Source organism: Mycobacterium sp. NGS67 (assembly GCF_059812185.1).
The window spans coordinates 235,393-256,244 of record NZ_JCALCF010000005.1 but is presented as its reverse complement, the minus strand read 5'-3'; the positions used below and the strand labels follow the sequence as shown (position 1 = coordinate 256,244).

Below are 20,852 nucleotides of genomic sequence, written 5' to 3'. Positions count from 1 at the left end.
TTTTCGATTCGGCATCACGATACCTACCGCCGCGGGAAACCGCGGCGATTTGCGCCGGGCAAGACAAAACCCGCGGCTGCACTGCGCGGCTTGCTCACCGTCGCTGTCGGACAGCAAGTACCCTCGAACTGTGCAGCGACGAATCATGGGCATCGAGACCGAGTTCGGTGTCACCTGCACCTTCCACGGGCATCGTCGACTCAGCCCGGACGAGGTGGCCCGCTATCTGTTCCGCCGGGTGGTGTCGTGGGGGCGCAGCTCCAACGTCTTCCTGCGTAACGGCGCCCGGCTCTACCTCGACGTGGGAAGCCATCCCGAGTACGCCACCGCCGAATGCGACAGCCTGGTGCAACTCGTCACCCACGACCGCGCGGGGGAATGGGTGCTCGAAGACCTACTGGTCGACGCCGAGCAGCGCCTCGCCGACGAAGGCATCGGTGGCGACATCTACCTGTTCAAGAACAACACCGACTCGGCGGGCAACTCTTACGGCTGCCACGAGAACTATCTGATCGTGCGCGCCGGCGAGTTCTCCCGCATCTCCGATGTACTGCTGCCGTTCCTGGTCACCCGTCAGCTGATCTGCGGGGCCGGCAAGGTGCTGCAGACGCCGAAGGCGGCCACCTTCTGCCTTTCCCAACGCGCCGAACACATTTGGGAGGGCGTCTCCAGCGCGACCACCCGATCCCGTCCGATCATCAACACCCGCGACGAACCGCACGCCGACGCCGAGAAGTACCGACGGCTACACGTCATCGTGGGCGACTCCAACATGTCCGAGACCACCACGATGCTCAAGGTCGGCACCGCCGCATTGGTGCTGGAAATGATCGAAGCCGGCGTGGCGTTCCGTGACTTCTCGTTGGACAACCCGATCCGCGCGATCCGCGAGGTCAGTCACGACGTCACCGGGCGGCGCCCGGTCCGGCTGGCCGGTGGCCGTCAGGCCAGTGCGCTGGACATCCAGCGCGAGTACTACAGCCGCGCCGTCGAGCACCTGCAGACCCGCGAACCCAACCCGCAGATCGAGCAGGTCGTGGACCTGTGGGGTCGCCAACTCGACGCCGTGGAGAGCCAGGATTTCGCCAAGGTGGACACCGAAATCGACTGGGTGATCAAGCGCAAGCTCTTCCAGCGCTACCAGGACCGCTACAACATGGAGCTGTCCGACCCCAAGATCGCGCAGCTGGACCTGGCCTACCACGACATCAAACGCGGCCGCGGCGTGTTCGACCTGTTGCAGCGCAAGGGTCTGGCCGCGCGGGTGACCACCGACGAGGAGATCGCCGACGCCGTCGACCATCCGCCGCAAACCACCCGCGCCAGGTTGCGCGGCGAGTTCATCAGCGCAGCACAGGCCGCCGGGCGTGACTTCACCGTGGACTGGGTGCATCTCAAGCTCAACGACCAAGCGCAACGCACGGTGTTGTGCAAGGACCCGTTCCGGGCGGTCGACGAGCGGGTCAAGCGGCTGATCGCGAGTATGTAACCCTTAACCGGATGCCCACTTCCAAAGTCGAGCGCCTGGTCAATCTCGTCATCGCCCTGCTGTCCACGCGCGGGTACATCACCGCCGAAAAGATCAGGTCAAGCGTCGCCGGCTACTCCGACAGCCCCACCGCCGAGGCGTTCTCCCGGATGTTCGAGCGCGACAAGAACGAACTGCGCGACCTCGGCATCCCACTCGAAGTGGGCCGGGTATCCAACCTGGACCCCACCGAGGGGTACCGGATCAACCGCGAGGCCTACGCACTGCCCGAAGTCGAACTGACCCCCGCCGAGGCGGCCGCGGTCGCGGTGGCCACGCAGCTGTGGGAGTCGCCGGAACTGGTCACCGCCACCCAGGGCGCGCTTCTCAAACTGCGCGCAGCCGGCGTCGACGTCGACCCCGTAGACAAGGGAGTGCCGGTGGCGATCGCCAGCCCGGCCGGCGTCACCGGACTTCGCGGCTCGGAGGATGTGCTCGGAATCCTGTTGTCCGCCATCGAATCTCGGCAGGCTGTCCAATTCCCGCACCGGCCGTCGCGCGCCGAACCCTACGCCACCCGCACCGTCGAACCATGGGGCGTCGTCACCGACAGGGGCCGCTGGTATCTCGTCGGCCATGACCGCGACCGCGACGCCACCCGGACCTTTCGCCTCTCGCGCATCGGCCCCGGCGTCACGACCATCGGGCAACCGGGCGACGTGGCCGTGCCCGACGGTGTCGACCTCCCCGGGATCGTCGCCGCCGCCGTCGCCGAAGCGCCGACCGGCGCGCACGCCACCGTCTGGGTTGCCGACGGCCGCGCCACCGCGTTGCGCCGCGCCGGCAGGTTGGTGGGGCAGCGCCGCTTGGCCGGCCGCGACGGCGACGTGATCGAGATCGACATCGTGTTCAGCGACCGGTTGGCGCGCGACATCACCGGCTACGGAGCCGACGCGATCGTGTTGGAGCCGGCGTCGTTGCGCGAAGACGTGCTGGTCCGGTTGCGGGCGCAGACCGGGAAGGGCGGGGACGAATGACGGCCATCTCCGAACGCCTGATCCGGCTGCTCAACATGGTGCCCTACCTGCTGGCAAACCCCCGCATCACCAAAGCCGACGCTGCCGCCCAGCTCGGTGTGTCCGAGAAGCAACTCCAGGCTGACCTCGACCAACTCTGGATGTGCGGGCTGCCCGGCTACCTTCCCGGCGATCTCATCGACTTCGAGTTCTCCGGTGACACAGTCAAAGTGACGTTCTCGGCAGGCATCGACCGGCCCTTGAAGCTGACCTCGCCAGAGGCGACCGGTCTGCTGGTGGCGCTGCGTGCGCTGGCCGACATTCCCGGTGTGGTCGATCCGCAGGCCGCGCGCAGCGCGATCGCCAAGATCGCGGCGGCGGCCGGCGCCGGAGCCATCGGGCACGAACCCAACGTCGCCGCCGTCGACGAACCGGCACCGATCGAGAGCCGCGCTGCGGCTGCGGTGCGAGCCGCCGTGCGCGACCAGCACGCGCTGACCATCGACTATTACGCCGCCTCGCACGACTCACTGACCCAGCGGGTCGTCGACCCGATCCGGGTCCTGCTGATCGGCGGCCACAGCTACCTGGAGGCGTGGTCACGCGAAGCCGAGGGCGTCCGGCTGTTCCGGTTCGACCGCATCGTCGACGCCACCGACCTGGGCGAAGCCGCCCGCGCGCCCGAACCGGCGTTGCAGTCGCCGCCGGACACGTCGCTGTTCGACGGGGATCCGTCGTTGCCGTCGGCGACGCTGCTGGTGGCGCCGTCGGTGTCGTGGATGTTCGAGTACTACCCGATGCGTGAGGTGCGCGAACTGCCTGACGGGTCCTGCGAGGCGACGATGACCTACGCCTCCGACGACTGGATGACGCGGCTGGTGCTCGGATTCGGGTCGGAGGTGACGGTGCTGGCGCCCGAGTCGCTCGCGCAGCGGGTGCGTGCCGCCGCGGCAGCGGCGCTGGACGCCTACCAGGCCGCTGAACTGGGCTGACAGCGTCGTGGCCGGCGGCGCGCGGTGCGCGTGGTCCGGTGGGCGGCCTGTCCTGCGGTAACATCGGGGCGAACGTCTGGAGGTAATCAAAGTGGGCAGTCTTCAACCGTGGCACTGGCTGATCCTGGCCGTTGTGGTGATCGTGCTGTTCGGTGCCAAGCGGCTCCCTGATGCGGCGCGTTCGCTGGGCAAGTCGTTGCGGATCTTCAAATCCGAGGTCCGCGAGATGCAGAGCGAGAACAAGACCGACGCGGCCATCGAGACCCCCACGCCGGTGCAATCGCAGCGCGTCGACCCCCCGGCCGCCGCTGAGCAGGGTCACACCGAGGCGCGGCCGGCCTAACCCGGCGGCTCTGTCGACCGAATGTGGTGAAAGGTTCCCGGGCTTCAGCGCGCGCCTTCGGTCCTCTGAAACGGCTCAATCCGCGCAATCGGCGCAGCCGCGTCAACCCCGACGCGACCATGTCCCTGGTCGATCACCTCACCGAACTGCGCACCCGGCTGCTGATTTCGCTGGCCGCGATCGTGGTCACCACCACCTTCGGATTCATCTGGTACTCGCACCCGATCTTCGGGCTGGAAAGCCTGGGTGAGTGGCTGCGGCAGCCGTACTGCGCGCTGCCGCAATCGGCGCGCGCCAGCATCAGCGCCGACGGGCAGTGCCGGCTGCTGGCCACCGCGCCGTTCGACCAATTCATGCTGCGGCTCAAGGTCGGGATGACGGCCGGGATCGTGCTGGCCTGCCCGGTGTGGTTCTACGAGCTGTGGGCGTTCATCACCCCTGGCCTCTACAAGAAGGAACGCCGCTTCGCCGTGGCGTTCGTGATTCCGGCGGCGCTGCTGTTCTTGGCCGGAGCGGCGCTGGCCTACCTGGTGTTGTCCAAGGCGCTGAGCTTTCTGTTGACGGTGGGCAGCGATGTGCAGGTCACCGCGCTCTCCGGCGACCGGTACTTCGGTTTCCTGATCAACCTGCTGGTGGTGTTCGGCGTGAGCTTCGAATTCCCGCTGCTCATCGTGATGCTCAACTTCGCCGGCGTGCTGACCTACGAGCGACTCAAGGCGTGGCGCCGCGGGCTGATCTTCACCATGTTCCTGTTCGCGGCGATCTTCACCCCCGGCTCGGACCCGTTCTCGATGACCGCGCTCGGGCTGGCGCTGACGGTGCTGCTCGAGTTCGCCATTCAGATCGCCCGACTGCACGACAAGCGCAAGGCCAAGCGCGAAGCGGCAGCAATCCCCGACGACGAGGCCTCGGTCATCGACAAACCCGAGCCGATACCGGAGCCCTCGGTGCTCGGCGGGACGCATGACGACGTCACCTGACCTTCCTGCCCGCTCCGTCCGCGAGCGCGCCCAAATGTACGACGACACGCCGGCGGGGCTGACATTTTGGGCGCCCTCGCGGAGTGCGAAATGACCGAACTGGACCGCTTCAGCGCCGAGCTCTCTTTCCAGCTCGACGACTTCCAGAAGCGGGGCTGCGCCGCACTCGAAGCCGGCCACGGCGTGCTGGTCTGTGCGCCGACCGGCGCCGGCAAGACGGTCGTCGGCGAGTTCGCCGTCCACCTGGCGCTGGCCGCCGGCGGCAAATGCTTTTACACCACGCCGCTGAAGGCGCTGAGCAACCAGAAGCATTCCGACCTCACCGCCCGCTACGGCAAGGAGCGGATCGGGCTGCTGACCGGAGACCTGTCGGTCAACGCCGACGCCCCGGTGGTGGTGATGACCACCGAGGTGCTGCGCAACATGCTCTACGCGAATTCATCTGCGCTGCAAGGACTTTCACACGTCGTGATGGACGAGGTGCATTTCCTGGCCGACCGGATGCGCGGCCCGGTGTGGGAGGAAGTCATCCTGCACCTGCCCGAGGAGGTGCGGCTGGTCAGCCTGTCGGCGACAGTGAGCAACGCCGAGGAGTTCGGCGGCTGGATCCAGTCCGTGCGCGGGGACACCACCGTGGTCGTCGACGAGCACCGGCCGGTGCCGCTGTGGCAGCACGTCCTGGTGGGCAAGCGGTTGTTCGACCTGTTCGACTACCGCTCGGACACCCACAAGGACAAACCGCACGTCAACCCGGACCTGTTGCGCCACATCGCCCATCGCCGCGAGGCCGACCGGATGTCGGACTGGCAGCCCCGGCGACGCGGGCCCGCCCGTCCCCGCTTCTACCGTCCGCCGGCCCGGCCCGACGTGATCGCCGCGCTGGACTCCGCCGGACTGCTGCCGGCGATCACGTTCGTGTTCTCCCGGGTCGGCTGCGACGCCGCCGTCCAGCAATGTCTGCGGTCGCCGCTGCGGCTCACCACCGAGGCCGAGCGTGCGCAGATCGCCGAGGTCATCGAACACCGCTGCGGTGATCTGGCCGACGCTGATCTGGCCGTACTCGGCTACTACGAGTGGCGCGAGGGTTTGCTGCGCGGGCTGGCGGCCCATCACGCCGGAATGTTGCCCGCGTTCCGTCACACCGTGGAGGAACTGTTCACCGCCGGCCTGGTCAAGGCCGTTTTCGCCACTGAGACCTTGGCTCTGGGCATCAACATGCCGGCGCGGACCGTCGTGTTGGAGAAGCTGGTGAAGTACAACGGCGAGCAGCACGTGCCGCTGACGCCGGGGGAGTACACCCAGCTGACCGGCCGGGCGGGCCGGCGAGGTATCGACGTCGAGGGCCACGCGGTCGTGCTCTGGCACCCGGACGTCGAGCCGTCCGGGGTGGCCGGTTTGGCCTCCACCCGCACGTTCCCGCTGCGCAGCTCGTTCGCGCCGTCGTACAACATGACGATCAACCTGGTGCATCAGCTGGGCCCCGACCAGGCGCACCGACTGTTGGAGCAGTCGTTTGCCCAGTATCAGGCCGACCGGTCGGTCGTCGGGATAGTTCGCGGCATCGAACGCGGCAAGGCAATGCTCGACGAGATCGCCGCCGAGATCGGCGGTCACCAGGCGCCGGTACTCGACTACACCCGGCTGCGGGCGCAGATCGGCGAGCGCGAACGTTCCCAGGCGCGCGCCTCACGGCTGCACCGCCGGCAGGCTGCCAGTGATGCGCTCGCCGCGCTGAAGCGCGGCGACATCATCAACATCAACCACGGACGCCGCGGCGGGCTGGCCGTGGTGCTGGAGTCGGCGCGCGACAGTTCCGACCCGCGGCCGCTGGTGCTGACCGAACATCGCTGGGCCGGGCGGATCTCCTCGGCCGACTATTCCGGGTCGACGCCGCCCGTCGGATCCATGACACTGCCCAAGCGGGTCGAACACCGGCAGCCGCGGGTGCGTCGGGACCTGGCCTCCGCGCTGCGCTCGGCCGCCGAGGGGCTGACGATTCCTGCCGGCCGTCGCGACAAGGACGACGCGCACTACGACCCCGAGCTGGCCTCGTTACGTGAGGAGCTGCGCCGCCACCCGCTGCACAAGTCGGCGGGCCTGGATGAGCAGGTCCGCCAGGCCGAACGCTACCTGCGCATCGAACGCGACAATGCGCAGCTGCAGCGCAAAGTTGCCGCCGCCACCAACTCGCTGGCCCGCACGTTCGACCGCATCGTCGGGCTGCTCACCGAGCGCGAGTTCATCACCGGCCCCGCCCCGGATCCCAAGGTCACCGACGACGGGCGACTGCTGGCGCGCATCTACAGCGAGAGCGACCTGCTGGTGGCCGAATGCCTGCGCACCGGCGCGTGGGCGGGTCTGAAGCCGGCCGAGTTGGCCGCGGTCGTGTCGGCGGTGCTGTTCGAAGCGCGCGGCGGTGACGGCCCGGGCGCACCGTTCGCGTCAGACGTGCCCACGCCGGCATTGCGCCGGGCACTGTTGCAGACGTCCCGGTTGTCGACGGCGCTGCGCGCCGACGAACACACCCATCGCATCACTCAGAGTCGTGAACCCGACGACGGTTTCGTCCGCGTGGTCTACCGTTGGGCACGCAGCGGAGACCTGGCGGCGGCGTTGGCGGTGTCGGACTCCGGAACACCGCTGTCAGCAGGGGACTTCGTACGTTGGTGCCGCCAGGTGCTCGACTTGCTCGACCAGGTTCGCAACGCGGCGCCCGACCCCGATGTGCGGGCCACAGCCAAGCGCGCTATCAATGACGTTCGGCGCGGCGTCGTCGCAGTTGACGCCGGGTAGGCTAAGCCGAAGCTACGGTTACATCCGGACGTGATCGCCGGCCCAGCGTGTGGCCAGCACAAATCGGACTGAGGAGTGACGATGAGTGGACCAGACCCGAGGTGGCAGCAGCCTGGCCAGGGTTCCTCGGACCCGACGATGGCGGGGTCGCCCTGGCAGCAGCAGCCGAACCAGGACGCGACCTGGCACGCCCAGTCGTACCCGGCCGCGGAGTATCCCGGCTACCAGCAGCAAGCCGACCAGGCCTATCCGCAGCAGTACGCGCAGCCCGGCTACGACCCGAATTCGCAAGCCACCCAGTTCGGCGCGACTCCGCAGTACGGGCAGACTCCCCAGTACGGGCAGCAGTCGCAGTACGGTCAGCCTCAGTACGGGCAGCCCGGTCAGACGGGCCCGCAGTACGGGCAACCCGCCCAGTACCCGGGTCAGGCCGCGCCGTACGCCCAGCCAGGACCCAAGCGCTCCAAAGGTCTCCTCATCGGTGTGATCGGCGGCATCGCGGCGCTGTTCATCGTGGTCATCGGGATACTCGGGTTCGTGGTGCCCGGCTTCTTCGTCACCACCAAGCTCGACGTGAACAAAGCCAACTCCGGCGTGCAGTCGATTCTCACTGACGAAACCAACGGTTACGGCGCCAAGAACGTCAAAGACGTCAAGTGCAACGGCGGTTCTGACCCGACCGTGAAGAAGGGCGGCACCTTCGACTGCACGGTCAGCATCGACGGCGCATCAAAGCGCGTCACGGTGACGTTCCAGGACGACAAGGGCACCTACGAGGTCGGCCGGCCGCAGTAACTACAGCGCGTCCAGAGCCTTCTGCAGTCGCGCGACCGAAGAGCCGACGCCGTAGCGGGTCGCCAGTTCGGCGGTGCGTTTGGGGTCTTTGGCGTGCAGCGGCAGCTCGTCGGTGCGCGCCGACAGTGTGACGGGGGCGTCGGTGGCGACGCGTACGACCTTTTCCGCGGCCTCGATGTAGTCGGCGGCGTCACGCAGTTTCGCTCGAAGTCCTTTGGCCAGCTTGGATTTCGGGTCAGCGGCGGCAGCGACGATCCGGTCCAGCGAACCGTATTGGGCGAGCAGGGTGGCTGCGGTTTTCTGGCCCACCCCGGGCACGCCGGGCAGACCGTCGGAAGGATCTCCGCGCAGTAGCGCGAGTTCGGCGTAGGCCGACCCCGCCCGATCCACCGGCACTCCGTACTGTTCGGCCACCTCCGAGGGACCGAACAAGGTGGCGTTGGACATACCGCGGCCGAGGTAGAGCACCCGGACCTGCACCGGGTCGTCGGCAACCACCTGCAGCAGGTCGCGGTCCCCGCTGACCACCACCACCGGGTCTTTTCGTTCCCGGGAAGCCAGCGTGCCCAGCACGTCGTCGGCCTCGAAACCCGGTGCGCCGGCCGTCGGGATCCCGAACGCGTCCAGCAACTCCATGATCATGTCGACCTGCGGTGTCAGCTCGTCGGGCACTTCTTCGACGTCAGGCTCTCCGGCCGGTTCTTCCATGGCGACGCGCTGCGACTTGTACGACGGGATCAGCTCCACCCGCCACTGCGGGCGCCAATCCAGATCCAGGCACACCGCCAGCCGGCTCGGCTTTTGTCGAGTGATGACCACGGCCATCGAGTCGATGAACCCGCGGACGGCGTTGACCGGGCGTCCATCGGGCGCCTTGATTGAGGTCGGTACCCCGAAGAAGGAGCGAAACCACATGCTGGCGCCGTCCAACAGCGCGAGGGGAGCGGACATGCGGGTAATCCTGCCAGGCCGTCCGGTTAGCCTTGGCTGCCATGGACTCTCACCGATTCGAGGCCGCGGTCTATGCCCGCCGCCTGGACGCCGCCGCCGGATTGGCCGCTCGAGCCGGGCTGGCGGGGTTGGTGATCAGTCCGGGGTATGACTTGCGGTATCTGCTCGGTTCACGCGCGGAGACGTTCGAGCGGCTCACCGCGTTGGTGTTGCCGGCCATCGGTGACCCGACGGTAGTGCTGCCGAGACTGGAACTCGCGTCGCTGCGGGGCTCGGCCGCGGCCGAATTGGGACTGGATGTGCGGGACTGGGTCGACGGCGACGACCCCTACCGGTTGGTGCGTGAGGCTTTGGGGTCGGAGCCGGCCGCGGTGGCCGTCACCGACTCCATGCCTGCGCTGCATCTGCTGCCGCTGGCTGCGGCGCTGGGTGTGATGCCCGTGTTGGCCACGGATGTGCTTCGCGAGCTGCGAATGGTCAAGGGGGAGGCCGAGATCGACGCGCTGCGCAAGGCCGGCGCGGCGATCGACCGGGTGCATGCCCGGGTGCCGTCGTTTCTGGTGCCGGGCCGGACCGAAGCCGACGTTGCCGCCGATATCTCGAAAGCAATTGTGGCCGAGGGGCATTCAGATGTGGCGTTCGTCATCGTCGGATCCGGGCCGCACGGTGCAGATCCCCACCACAGGTATTCGGACCGCGAATTGGCGGTAGGCGACATCGTCGTCGTCGACATCGGCGGCACCTACGAGCCCGGCTACCATTCCGACTCGACCCGCACCTACAGCATCGGTGAACCCAGTCCGGAAGTGGCGCAACAGTATTCGGTGTTGCAACGAGCTCAACGGGCGGCGTTCGACTTCGTGCGGCCGGGGGTGACAGCAGAACAGGTCGACGCTGCCGCCCGCGATGTATTGGCCTCGGCGGGGCTCGACGAGTATTTCGTGCATCGCACCGGGCACGGCATCGGGCTGTCCGTACACGAAGAGCCCTACATCGTCGCCGGCAACGATCTGCCATTGGTTGCGGGCATGACGTTTTCGATCGAACCGGGCATCTACTTCCCGGGACGGTGGGGTGCGCGCGTCGAGGACATCGTGGTGGTGACCGACGACGGCGCGATGTCGGTCAACAACCGTCCCCACGAGCTCGTCATTGTGCCGGTGGCCTGAGAAATTCGATTGACCGTCCGCCTTTGCGGGTGCGATCCTGCTCCGTTGCGCTGTCCCCGAAACAATCACGAAGCAGATGAACCTCACTTACCAAGAACTGACCGACTTCACCGCCGGAACTGGCCCGCACCGCCGGTCCATCGCCGACGTCAACGCATGGCTCGACGGACTGGAATACGGTGTGCGGTCGGCGTTGCGAGCGCTGGGCGAGCTGTTGGTCGGTGCGACGGAGCGCGAAACTGCCGAAACCGCCGAACGATTCACCGCGCGCTGCCTAGGCGTGGCCGACTGCGGGCATCTGCTGGAGGAAGAACGCGAACTGAACGCGGTGTCCGGGTTGACGACCGCGCTGGCGCTCGCGGAGCGGATCGATCAGTTCACGGGCGTCTGCGAGATCGGCCCGGGGGAGTACGCGAATCCGCCGATGTGGACGCAAACCGAGATCGGCGAGCAGCGCTACCGCCATCCGCTTTGTCTGCGTGTGCATTTCCCGACTGGGACGTTGCTCGACCACACGGGCTGCGTGGTGCAGATCGAGACGCGCGAAACCATGATGCGTTCGGCCGCGGTGGGCGTTTATGTGATGCCCGCCGAGCAGGCTCAGGCTCGTGCGGTGCTGGACCGGCTCGCCGAACGCGCCAACCAACTCAACCCGTACCGAGGACGGGTCGTGCGCGCCAGTTACCGGCACGGGTTGAGCTTGTCGGTGATTGACCTGCCTTCGACCGCGACGCGCGAGAACGTGATCGTCGGCGACGAAGTGTGGACTGAGGTCGCGCTCGGCGTGACGTCGGTGCGCGACCGTCACGCACTGCTGAACGCGCACAGCCTCGGCGCGCGGCGTGGAGTGCTGTTGTGCGGTCCGCCCGGGACCGGCAAGTCGGCCGTGAGCGCGGTTGTGGCGCGTGAAGTGGTCGGTGACTTCACCGTCATCTACGTCGAGGCGCGAGCCGGTGCGGAATTGCTGACCGTAGTGGTGGAAGAGGCGCAGCGGCTCGGTGGCCCGGTGCTGCTGGTGTTGGAGGATGTCGATTTGTGGTGTCGGGACCGCGCGACCGGCGGCGGGGGACTCTCAGAACTGTTGCAGGCCATGGACATCAAGCCCGAGGCCCGCATCCTGACGCTGGCATCCACAAACGACGCCGCGACCTTGGACAAGGCGGCGATTCGCACCGGCCGTTTCGACTCGATCGTCGAGGTCGGCTATCCGGATCGTGCCGATGCCGCGCTGATCCTGGCCGCGCTGATCCGCGGGGTGCCGGGTGGTGACGACGTCGACGCCGTGGCGGTCGTGGCCGCGCTACCCGAGCGCACCACCGGCAGCGACATCCGCGAGATCGTTCGTCGCGCGGTGCTGAGTGGGAATTTGAGTACGGCGGCGCTGCTGGCTGAGTTGGGTAGCGGACGGTATCGAGCCGAACCGCCGGTGGGGATGTACTTATGAGGCGTGGCGTCTGATTTGGGCGCCGGACTTTGTCACATCTGTCACTGTCCGGACTTGTTTTTCGATTGACCGGCTATCAGCGACAAGTTGTGACTCCGCTTAATCGGGACCGTTGTCGGGTGTGCCGTCAGGAACCAAGCCAGGTGATAGTTGGCGACGGCCTTTTCCCCGCCGATGAGCGCATCGATGGCAGCCAGCAGCTGCCAGTTACCGATGTGCTGTGGGTCGACGGCGTCGGGGTAGCTGTCGAGGACTTGAGTGCTGACCGTCTTCAAATGCTGGCGCAGCAGGTCGATTTCGGAGTCCAGCACCCCGGTACCCGCCGTCACTGCCTTCGCGAGTGTGTGCGCCAGTCGCGGGAGGCCGTCTCGCCACTGGGTGGCCTGACAGAGTTCCCAGCCGAGTTCGTTGACCTCAGGCGCGGATCGTGGTCGCGGCGACATCGCAGGTGGCTCGTCGTCGTCGGCGACGTGATGAATTGGCGTGTAGCTGGCGGCGAGCGTGACATCGCCCAGCAAGGCTTCCAGGTTGCCGCGGCGTCGGGCTGGCGCCAGCAGGGTCACCGCGGACGGCAGCTCAATGCCCGGAGGGATCCAGCCGCTCGCCAAATCCGTTGTCAGCACGGTGGTTTGATCCGCGCAGTCGCCGGCCGCCCACGCAAGGAGGGGTTGCTGACGGGCGACCGCGTTGACCAGGCGCTGTAGTCGTGCTTGCGCGGTGGCATCGGCTGATGCGGCGCCGACGACGGCTCCGGCCGCCGTGGCGGCGACGGCGTGGGCCGCGACTGCCGTGCCCGACGGAGGTGGTGCGGATGCGGCGTTGGCGGCGCTGGTCTGGCGCACCACCGCAGGCTGGCCCGTGCCCGGTTGGCCGGCCGAGGGATTCACCGGCGCCGATGTCGGAGCCGCCGACACGGCTGTGGGCGGACTGGGAGGTGGCGGCGGTGCGATGGTCGTCGAAACCGGTGGCCTCAGGTCAGCGCCGTAAGAGGGGAGTGGGCCGACGGGTTGCGGTGTGACCGCCGGCGCCACCGCAGGCGCGGCCGCGACTATCTGCGGAGGCGGCGAAGCTTCCGGGGCCGCGGCGTGGTGAGCCGGTGGCGGCGAATCGACCACTGGCACATGGGTTTGCGCGGCAGGCACCGCTGCCGGAGTCGTCGATGCGGCGGCGTGGCTAAGATGCGACTCCGCAGACACCGTTGGTGTTGATGGGACGGCATGGGCAGTCGCGGATAGAGGAGTGCCGGACTCGAGGCCCTTGTTGAAGCTTTGGGCGAGTTCGGACGGGGAGACGGAAGAAAGCCCAAGAGAGGTGGGTGCAGAAGACATTGGTGGGGGCGCCGCCTTGGGGGTCCACGCGCCTGACGCCCCCGGCGGTAGGGCAGTCGATACCGGTACGACCGGCGGCAAGGGCGCTGCTGAAAATTGTCGAGCCTGAATTCCTTGACTGCTCGACGGAGACGGGTTCAGTCCTGCTGCGGCCAGACTCGAGAGCGAGCGAGGACCCGTGACCGGTGCCGGAGTGCCGACCGGTTGGGCGCCGGGTGGTTGGGGTAGATGCCCGGATGCCGCGATGGCGGCTAAGGGACTTGGTGCTGCGCGGTCTAGCGCTTCAGGCGGCAATGGCGGATTTCTGAACGCCGACGGCGGAGCAATCGACGCCGACGGATTTTTCAGTAGGTCGTTGACTCGCGGCTCTAAGTCTGGTCGATCAGTCGGTTCCCGGAACATCTCCCGAGAGTTAAGGCCACATCCCTCCGCAAATTGACGTGCTGACTGCCCGGATCCTTCGGCGTCGAGTACTAGTTGTATGGCGTCTAACACGTTGCCGCCATACTTAGCCGCTGCTGAGTTCGCCAGCAATCGGTATTCATTAATAACTGCAATAATATGCGCGGTTTTTGTTGCTGTGGGTTCCTTCGAACCCTCAATTTGCTCTAATATTTTGTTCCCTTCGGCGGCTATACTTGCCAGGTCTTGCCGAAGGCTCATTACGCTATTGAAGGCATTCGAGTATGCAGTCTGTTTAGCGGCATTCTTTTCAGCGACGCGTTGCGCCTGGTCTCGACTGCGGCGAAATGCATTGCGCAGCTCGTCGGCTGTGAGACCAAGTTGCGGAGCGAGAGGGCCGGATTCCGCACTACGGAGAAGATCGGTGAAGGTAGCATAGCCAGTCTGGATTCGTTCACGATTCAATTTGTTCTGCTGGAGTGTCATCAAATCTCCAACATCCGGCCATTGATCACCAACCAAAATGGCAGACCACTTGCCGGGCGGTAAGTCAGTCATGTTTATCCACCGAAAAGCTGCTCATCGGCATATGTCTTCTAGTGTCCGACTCGATTCGTCGCCTGACTGAACTGCGCCGCTGATCTCATTGTCTGACTCGTCTGCAAGGAGTTTGAGCGTAAGCAACTGATAGGAATTTGCAAGAAGGCGAACTTGTTTTGCTAGCTCGGGCGCAGTTGCTGGCTGATCATCGAGCGTAATCAACAAATAATTGCTTCCCGCAACTAGCGCTTGGCGCGCGTTCACCGCCGAGGCAAGCTGTGTTGTGTAGTCGGTACCCTTGTCGCGTGCACTGGTTGTCCTGATGGCTCTGCTCACTTGTCCAAACGCAGCGCACACTTTCGCCTTCGCATCCGCCACCTGCTGACTCGAATACGTCGGAGGAGCCGGAGGCTCATATTTGAGTACCGGACGAAGCCAGGCCGCAACGGCGACGCCGACTGCCACCAACGCAATCCCTAACGACACCAGCGCGAGCCACCGCGACGGCCGCCGGGGCGGAGGCGCCACGGGCGGCCACGGAGCTGGCTGCGGCACAGACACATTCGACACGCGAGGATCGTATCGTTCATCCGGAATTTCGCCAGTCACACTTTGCCACCACCGCCGTACAAGCACGCTGACCTGGATACGAGAACCACAACGTGCGTTTGCTCGGCGACAGCGTTATCGGCCGGGGCCGACGCCCTCGTCACCGCGCTTGTCGTCCGGCAACAGAATGCGCCGCGTCGCCACCGGCTTGCCCTCGACATGTTTGACCACCGCGGGCGCGGGCGGTGGTGTGGTGATGCGCCCCTGCACGGGAGCACCGTTCTTCACCGTCGGACCGACGATGCGTTTGGTATCGGGCTTGGCTTCATTGTTGCTACCCGCGGCGCCGTGCATGGCCCCCGGCGGCATCATCGGCATAGCCCCCATCGCACCTCGTTGGGGCGCCGCAGGTTCCGCCGGCGCGGGCGCGGCAGATGAGACAGCCTGCGATGAGGCGGGCACGGTTCCGGCCGAGGGCGTCGGTGGCGGTCCGAGCATCGCCGTTGGTGTGGTTCCCTCGATGCCCGCACCGCCGCCACCTCCACCACCGCTGACGCCACCGCCGCCTCCGGAGAACCCGCCACCACCGCCACTGAGTTCCTCGGCGTCGACCAGGTCCGCGGGTTCGCCCATACCCCCGCCCGCGCTCTGCTGCATCATCCCCATCCCGGCCTGCATCGCCTGCTGCCCGGCCTGCGCGAGCTGGGAAGGAATCTGGCTCAGCGGTTGCAGCAGACCCCCGAGTGCGCCGGCAATCCCCCCGGCCATGCCCGACACCATCTGCGGCATCTGCTGCAACATCTGAGACATCTCACCTTGACCGCCGACGCCGGCCAATTGCGCCGCGGCCTGTTCCTCGTTGGCCGGGAACTTGGCCAGCGCATCCGACGTTTTCGCCTCCCGTTCGTCGTGGCCGGCCTGGGCCTCGCTGTTGTCCCCGGCATCACCCGCGTTGGCCGCAGCACCCAACGCCCGCAGCAGTTGACTGATCTGAGAACTCCCTGTCGCCAACTGGTCAGGGGTGATCATCGGCGGCGGAGGTATCCCCAGCAGCTGTGAAAGCTGATCGAGGATGATTCGTAGCTGGTCGTCCCCGCTCATCATGTCCTTCCAAGCGTTGCTGCCGTACCTGAAGCTGTGAGCCTCCAGCACACGCCTCGATACTTACCGTCCGCAGGGTCACGGCATTCGGTGATGCTAGCGCCAATTCGACATCTCGGTTATTCAGTACCGCCGCAACACCCAGGCCAGGTAGGACGTTGCTATTTCCTCGCCGGGTCGGGGTCCGCAACGATCAGGTTGTAGCGCTGCATCATGTGCTGGTCGATGATGACGGGCTGGTTCGCCCCTGCCTCGAAGTTCTGTGCGAACAGATCAGTCACCGCCTGGCTGAGCACGTGGTCGTATTCGTCCGGTGTCAGACCGCTGATAAGCCTTGCCACTTCTTCCGGGGTCCCGACATGGCCGTTAACCAGGTACGCATCCGGAAGGGAGATGGGATGTCTGGAAGCGAGTACAGCGTCGAGGATTTCGCGGTCAGCTCTGCCGATGGACATCGGCGGCACGGCGTGGTCGGTAAGAACGGTTGCTGTGGGAGCAGGTCCGAGGATGTCGTTCTCAACGAGGGTGCCGTACACGCTTATTGCAGCGCCGGTGATCACACCGACCTTAGGTATCAGGCCTATTCCCGAGCTGGCGATCTTGACCCCAGCCTCATACGCCGTTTTTCTTTGGTCATATTCGCTGCGCAGTGCGGCATCCTCGACAACATGCTCATTGTCGGCGCGCGCCTGTACCGCGTTGTGGATTCCCGAATCAATCAACCCACGCAGGGTCATGGCATGGCCCAGGTTGGCGTTGTAGCTGTTCATGTTCGGCGCATGGCTCAACAGCTCGCTGACATAAGCATTTTCGGCGACCAGAGCCTGGTTCGCGGCGATCCCGTTGAAGTAATCGGAAGCCGCACGCTCAGTGCTGAGCACGGAGAATATTCCCTTGGCCATCGGCATCGTTCCGGACTCGGCCGCACCCATGTTGTCGGGGGCTTCGCCGAATTCCGTCAGGCCGCCCGGCGTGTGAGCGATATTGCCGATGTAGGGCGCCAGTCCATGTGCCATGCCCCCAACCAGATGCGGATTCACATCACCGAGGGTGTGATGGCCGGGGAGATGGAGAAGTTCCTGTTCGTGACTCCCGATATAAGTGGCGACGGCGTGAGCTGTTTCGCCGGCGAGCCGCGCTTCCGGGCCATGCGCGGCGGCCTCTGCCCAATTGAACAGCGAAGCAACACCTTTGCCGTTGTCAGACCAGAAGTGGTGGGTAACGCGTCCCAGGAACTCGTCACCCCCTCTACCAGTCAACGCATCGTGCACAACCTGGTGATCCGGCGACACCGCCGCGAACATACCGGCGACTAACGGGTCGAGATAAGGGTCGCGCCCGAAGTTCTCGCCGTTGCTGGCGCGGTCATGTGACCAGATCGGTGCGCCCATGATCGCTGATGCCTTGCGCATCATTCCTCGATCCAGCTCTGTGTTGGTTTGCAGAGCCTGATTGCCGCCCTTGACCAACCGCGAAATCGCCTGCAGATCAGTCGCATACAGAATCCCGGGGGAATCCAGTGCGCGCCGCAAGGTGTCCGGCAGTTGTGCCGCACCACCGTTGACCATCTCGGTTCCCTGCGTGGCCCCGGGTTTGAGTTCGGTGCGCGGAAACGCGATCGCGGGATTGCTCATCAATTGCCACGAGTTGGCGATCAGCTGCCCCTGGTCACCGAGTCGACCCTGGGCAGTTTCCACTGCGGCGATCGACATCCCGTGCTGCTGAGCCTGCAACTGACTCAGCACTGCAGCCTGTTCGGGCGTCAATGGTTGCTTGCCGGCACGCTGTTCGTCGGTGATCGAGTTCAACATGTCGTTGACCCGCGAAGCCGCCTGCCGATCACCGGCGAGGGCATCGTGCACGTCGCGTTCGGCCTGGTAGGGCGTCTCGAATTCGTATCCGTCCAAAGCGCCCAACGGTGCCGCGTCATAGCCAAATTCGAAGCGCATTGTTCCAGATAAGCGTTGCAGCACAGCGGAATACGTGTCCCTGACCCAATTGACTACGTGCAGTACCCTGGCCAGGCAATGGGCGGCCTGCTGTTCGAGGCTTTCAACTTCTCGCTCAAGTTCCCATTCGTAGGCCCAGGACAGGAGGCCTTTGTCCGCGAGCGCGTAAGCTTCCCCGATTTGGCGGTCGATGTCTTCGAGTTCGCGTTCCAGCGACGTGATTTGACTACGGGACGCGCGTTGCGCGTCGGCCAAAGCCGCCGCGACACGTTCCAGAGCCACTGCGATCTTGGGAAGTTGTGCCGCTTGCACTCCCAAGGATTCAGTGGTGCGTCGGACTTCGGCCGAGTCGTTGATCGGGTGCTCACCGTTCTCCCGGTTCCAAGCCGCCTCGAACTGGCGGCGGGCTTCGGCGAACGCCGCCTCGGCGTCGCTGGTCGACTGACCCGCGTCATGAAAAGCCTGTGCCAGACTTGCGATCTGCGCCGGGCGTCCGCGCTGCAAGCTCTGGTCAATGATCCATGGATCACCACCGGCGCGATCGATCAGCTGCGCGACGTTCAGATAGCGGAGGTGCACCGCACCGCCCGAATCCGGGTTGCGTTGTCGGCGTCCATGTCTGCGAAGCGCTGCGCCGCGATATCTGCGTGGTCACCGATCGCGACCAGGCTCGTCCGGTGAGTCGACAAACTTCGCTGATGCCGGTCGCGTGCCGCCGTCGCCATATCGTGAAATGCGGAGGCTGCGGCATAGTCACCGAACATCTGTGACGAAAACATCGCTTGCGCAAGATGTTTGACGGCCTCGTGGGTGTGCTCACCAGCACCGTGCGATTCGCTGCCGCCTGAACGCAATCTTGCGTTGTCGACGAACACTTGTGGCTCCCTCCGCCTACCGATAGGACCGAGCAACAACCGAGGCTATTGTCCGGCCGGGACCCCGGCAATTCACCGTTGCCGCGCGTAGGCGGTGAACCGGGAAAACCGGCCAAACGCCAACGAAGCAGAAGTGCCAACGGAGGCTGTGGCCGCGGTAGTTACGACGTGATTGCAACACTCAACCAACTCGACAACGTTTCCCGAACCGGTAGTACCGCCGTGCCAAGGTTGCGCGCATGCTTAGCGCCCCGTGGCTGAAGTGTGCGGTCGTCATGAGTGCGCTGACACTGACGTGGGCCAACGCCGCACCGGTGACCGCCGACGTCAACGAGCTTCCGAACCCTCCGTCGCCGACCGCGCCGTGCAACGCCATCAGCCCGGTCGCCTTCCCGTGCGTGGGGACCGGCAAACTCGCCGACGCGGTCGCCGCCGAATGCCGCAGGGTCGGGATCCCGGACAACCTGTGCCGGGTTCCGTTGGCGCACAAAGTGACTCAAGCGGCGACCGTCGCCTATCTGCAGTCATGGGTACACCGCACCGCCCGATTCCAGTACGCGCTCGGCGACCCGGTGCCGTTCGCGAACGCCCAGTGGATCGGCACCCACAACTCGTTCAACAGCCTCGCCAACGAGTTCACCCCCTCCCACGCCGACTCCAACCAGCAGCTGTCGATGCCCCAGCAACTCGATATCGACGTCCGAGCCATCGAATTGGATCTGCATTACGTGCCGCAGATCGGCCAGCTCGGCGGCCGCGGTGTCGCTGTCTGCCACGGTCTTTCGGCAGCTCAGGCCAACCTGGGTTGCACCACCGAACCGCTGCTGAACCAGGTGCTGCCCAGCATCGCGGCGTGGTTGAACGCCAACCCCAACGAAGTCGTCCTGATTCTCGTCGAGGACCAGTTGCGAAATCCCATGGCGTACACATCGGCGCTGAGCACCCTGCAAACTCAGCTGCGCCGTCCCGACGGAACCAGCCTGATCTACCCGCCGAACCCCGCCGACATCGGCCTCAACGGTTGTGCGCCGCTTCCCAGAACCGTCTCACGCAACGACGTCCGCACCGCCGGCGCCCAGGTGGTGCTGGTCAGCGGCAGCCCTTGTGCGCCAGCGCTCGGCAACGCTGTTTTCAACTGGCAAGGCGAAGAGGTGGACGGCGGCAAGACGTCCCAGTACCAGCCCTACCCGGCTTGCGACGGCACCTACGGCCCGCCCGTCTATGCCACCAACATCGTCCGCTATTTCGAGGACTCGACGTTCGTCTCTGCGTTGGTCAACCCGACCATGCCGCCCAACAATCCGGAGGCGCTCACCCCGGCCAAAACGCAGTCGATGACCAACTGCGGCGTCAACCTGTTCGGCTTCGACCAGTTGCTGCCCGAAGACGGACGTATTCAGGGCACGTTGTGGAGTTGGGCGCCCGACGAGCCGCGCGCGAGCGTAGGAACCTGCACGCTGCAGGGGGCCGATGGCCGGTGGATGGCCACCTCGTGCGGGGAATCGCATCCCGCGGCCTGCCAGGCCGGGTCGGGTGCCTGGACGGTGACGGCGCCCGTCGCGTTTGCGGCAGCTCCGGCCGCGTGCACGGCCACGGGATTGACCTTCGGACTGCCACGAACCGGGGTGCAGAACTTTCTGCTGCATGCGGTGGCGGGACCGGCCGGCGGCGCGTGGGTGCAGTACACCCTCACGCCGTAGGCCGACGAGAGCTATTCGACGCGGTCCAACAGTTCCGACGAGCCCAGCACCCGCTCGATCTGGACCTCGATGACCACCCGGCGCGGGTTGGCCCGCGGGGTGCGGTAGCGCTGGGCGTAGCGCAACTCGGCGTCGCGGATGGCGTCGACGTCTTTGTTCACGATGGAGCGCCCCTCCAGTGACAGCCAGCGGGCACCGTCGACCTGGCTCAGCACGGCTATGCCGCCGCGTTCGGCGTTGACGGCCTTTTGTGACCCGCCGGTGGTGATCACCCGTGCGATGTGAGTCTTGGGGTCGAAGGTGAATCCCACCGCCACCACATGCGGCGAGTTGTCGGCTCGCAGCGTGGTCAACATGGCCAGATGGCGTTCGGTGAGAAACGCCAGCGCGTCGTCGGTGAGGCGGGTCGTGGTCTTGGCCATCGCCCTCCACGCTAGCGCAGGCAATAATCACAGCC

Annotated in this window: 18 protein-coding genes; 11 read left to right on the top strand and 7 right to left on the bottom strand. The window is 65.9% G+C overall.

All coding sequences use genetic code 11. The annotated features are described in order from the left end of the window. Positions 1-130: 130 nt before the first annotated feature. From pafA to AC5Y4D_RS06810, 7 genes are all read left to right on the top strand, one after another. Positions 131-1,489: a Pup--protein ligase gene (gene pafA / locus AC5Y4D_RS06840; protein WP_500036798.1), complete on the top strand. Its 1,359-nt coding sequence runs from the start codon at positions 131-133 to the stop codon at positions 1,487-1,489. An 11-nt stretch (positions 1,490-1,500) separates the two neighbouring features. After that, on the top strand, positions 1,501-2,505 hold the full coding sequence (locus tag AC5Y4D_RS06835; RefSeq protein ID WP_500036797.1) for a helix-turn-helix transcriptional regulator: 1,005 nt from the start codon (positions 1,501-1,503) through the stop codon (positions 2,503-2,505). Next, entirely contained in the window at positions 2,502-3,476 is a 975-nt protein-coding gene (locus AC5Y4D_RS06830; protein ID WP_500036796.1) for a helix-turn-helix transcriptional regulator, read from the top strand. The genes AC5Y4D_RS06835 and AC5Y4D_RS06830 overlap by 4 nt, the downstream gene beginning before the upstream one ends. 91 nt (positions 3,477-3,567) lie before the next feature. After that, positions 3,568-3,819, top strand: a complete 252-nt coding sequence (tatA, locus tag AC5Y4D_RS06825) for a Sec-independent protein translocase subunit TatA (protein ID WP_499945103.1) — start codon at positions 3,568-3,570, stop codon at positions 3,817-3,819. 119 nt (positions 3,820-3,938) lie between these two features. Continuing rightward, complete coding sequence (tatC, locus tag AC5Y4D_RS06820; RefSeq protein ID WP_499945105.1) at positions 3,939-4,799, top strand: twin-arginine translocase subunit TatC; 861 nt, start codon at positions 3,939-3,941, stop codon at positions 4,797-4,799. A 90-nt stretch (positions 4,800-4,889) separates the two neighbouring features. Continuing rightward, on the top strand, positions 4,890-7,592 hold the full coding sequence (locus AC5Y4D_RS06815) for a DEAD/DEAH box helicase (protein WP_500036795.1): 2,703 nt from the start codon (positions 4,890-4,892) through the stop codon (positions 7,590-7,592). 81 nt (positions 7,593-7,673) lie between these two features. Continuing rightward, on the top strand, positions 7,674-8,387 hold the full coding sequence (locus tag AC5Y4D_RS06810; protein WP_500036794.1) for a DUF4333 domain-containing protein: 714 nt from the start codon (positions 7,674-7,676) through the stop codon (positions 8,385-8,387). Here AC5Y4D_RS06810 and AC5Y4D_RS06805 read toward each other — a convergent pair whose 3' ends face one another. Further along, the gene (locus AC5Y4D_RS06805; protein WP_500036793.1) at positions 8,388-9,338 is read right to left on the bottom strand and encodes a 5'-3' exonuclease; all 951 of its coding nucleotides are present in this window, start codon (positions 9,336-9,338) and stop codon (positions 8,388-8,390) included. It abuts the gene before it with no gap. A gap of 41 nt (positions 9,339-9,379) precedes the next feature. On the opposite strand from AC5Y4D_RS06805, the gene AC5Y4D_RS06800 reads away from it, so the two are divergent. Beyond that, entirely contained in the window at positions 9,380-10,507 is a 1,128-nt protein-coding gene (locus AC5Y4D_RS06800; protein ID WP_500036792.1) for a M24 family metallopeptidase, read from the top strand. Positions 10,508-10,583: 76 nt separating this feature from the next. Then, complete coding sequence (locus AC5Y4D_RS06795; protein ID WP_499945115.1) at positions 10,584-11,951, top strand: ATP-binding protein; 1,368 nt, start codon at positions 10,584-10,586, stop codon at positions 11,949-11,951. Between the two features lie 41 nt (positions 11,952-11,992). Here the strand turns inward: AC5Y4D_RS06795 and AC5Y4D_RS06790 are convergent, their stop codons facing one another. Beyond that, complete coding sequence (locus AC5Y4D_RS06790; RefSeq protein ID WP_500036791.1) at positions 11,993-12,793, bottom strand: DUF5631 domain-containing protein; 801 nt, start codon at positions 12,791-12,793, stop codon at positions 11,993-11,995. A 16-nt stretch (positions 12,794-12,809) separates the two neighbouring features. Between AC5Y4D_RS06790 and AC5Y4D_RS06785 the strand changes: the two genes are divergently transcribed. After that, entirely contained in the window at positions 12,810-12,938 is a 129-nt protein-coding gene (locus tag AC5Y4D_RS06785) for a hypothetical protein (protein WP_500036790.1), read from the top strand. Positions 12,939-14,260: 1,322 nt separating this feature from the next. Here AC5Y4D_RS06785 and AC5Y4D_RS06780 read toward each other — a convergent pair. From AC5Y4D_RS06780 to AC5Y4D_RS06765, 4 genes are all read right to left on the bottom strand, one after another. Further along, on the bottom strand, positions 14,261-14,686 hold the full coding sequence (locus tag AC5Y4D_RS06780; protein WP_499945116.1) for a hypothetical protein: 426 nt from the start codon (positions 14,684-14,686) through the stop codon (positions 14,261-14,263). A 219-nt stretch (positions 14,687-14,905) separates the two neighbouring features. Then, positions 14,906-15,871, bottom strand: a complete 966-nt coding sequence (locus AC5Y4D_RS06775; protein WP_500036789.1) for a hypothetical protein — start codon at positions 15,869-15,871, stop codon at positions 14,906-14,908. Positions 15,872-16,032: 161 nt separating this feature from the next. Then, the gene (locus AC5Y4D_RS06770) at positions 16,033-18,399 is read right to left on the bottom strand and encodes a putative alpha/beta hydrolase (protein WP_500036788.1); all 2,367 of its coding nucleotides are present in this window, start codon (positions 18,397-18,399) and stop codon (positions 16,033-16,035) included. Continuing rightward, positions 18,381-18,695, bottom strand: a complete 315-nt coding sequence (locus AC5Y4D_RS06765) for a DUF2563 family protein (protein WP_500036787.1) — start codon at positions 18,693-18,695, stop codon at positions 18,381-18,383. Before AC5Y4D_RS06765 ends, AC5Y4D_RS06770 begins: the two co-directional genes overlap by 19 nt. A 239-nt stretch (positions 18,696-18,934) precedes the next feature. Between AC5Y4D_RS06765 and AC5Y4D_RS06760 the strand changes: the two genes are divergently transcribed. Continuing rightward, the gene (locus AC5Y4D_RS06760; RefSeq protein ID WP_500036786.1) at positions 18,935-20,395 is read left to right on the top strand and encodes a phosphoinositide-specific phospholipase C-related protein; all 1,461 of its coding nucleotides are present in this window, start codon (positions 18,935-18,937) and stop codon (positions 20,393-20,395) included. An 11-nt stretch (positions 20,396-20,406) separates the two neighbouring features. Here the strand turns inward: AC5Y4D_RS06760 and AC5Y4D_RS06755 are convergent, their stop codons facing one another. Continuing rightward, on the bottom strand, positions 20,407-20,817 hold the full coding sequence (locus AC5Y4D_RS06755) for a F420-dependent biliverdin reductase (protein ID WP_499945123.1): 411 nt from the start codon (positions 20,815-20,817) through the stop codon (positions 20,407-20,409). Positions 20,818-20,852 lie beyond the last annotated feature (35 nt).

What these genes read in the sequence shown, in the direction of transcription:
- AC5Y4D_RS06835 (WP_500036797.1), top strand. Translation starts at nt 1,501, where the DNA reads ATGCCCACTTCCAAAGTCGAGCGCCTGGTCAATCTCGTCATCGCCCTG.
- AC5Y4D_RS06830 (WP_500036796.1), top strand. Translation starts at nt 2,502, where the DNA reads ATGACGGCCATCTCCGAACGCCTGATCCGGCTGCTCAACATGGTGCCC.
- tatC (WP_499945105.1), top strand. Translation starts at nt 3,939, where the DNA reads ATGTCCCTGGTCGATCACCTCACCGAACTGCGCACCCGGCTGCTGATT.
- AC5Y4D_RS06815 (WP_500036795.1), top strand. Translation starts at nt 4,890, where the DNA reads ATGACCGAACTGGACCGCTTCAGCGCCGAGCTCTCTTTCCAGCTCGAC.
- AC5Y4D_RS06810 (WP_500036794.1), top strand. Translation starts at nt 7,674, where the DNA reads ATGAGTGGACCAGACCCGAGGTGGCAGCAGCCTGGCCAGGGTTCCTCG.
- AC5Y4D_RS06805 (WP_500036793.1), bottom strand. Translation starts at nt 9,338, where the DNA reads ATGTCCGCTCCCCTCGCGCTGTTGGACGGCGCCAGCATGTGGTTTCGC.
- AC5Y4D_RS06800 (WP_500036792.1), top strand. Translation starts at nt 9,380, where the DNA reads ATGGACTCTCACCGATTCGAGGCCGCGGTCTATGCCCGCCGCCTGGAC.
- AC5Y4D_RS06795 (WP_499945115.1), top strand. Translation starts at nt 10,584, where the DNA reads ATGAACCTCACTTACCAAGAACTGACCGACTTCACCGCCGGAACTGGC.
- AC5Y4D_RS06775 (WP_500036789.1), bottom strand. Translation starts at nt 15,871, where the DNA reads ATGAGCGGGGACGACCAGCTACGAATCATCCTCGATCAGCTTTCACAG.
- AC5Y4D_RS06760 (WP_500036786.1), top strand. Translation starts at nt 18,935, where the DNA reads ATGCTTAGCGCCCCGTGGCTGAAGTGTGCGGTCGTCATGAGTGCGCTG.
- AC5Y4D_RS06755 (WP_499945123.1), bottom strand. Translation starts at nt 20,817, where the DNA reads ATGGCCAAGACCACGACCCGCCTCACCGACGACGCGCTGGCGTTTCTC.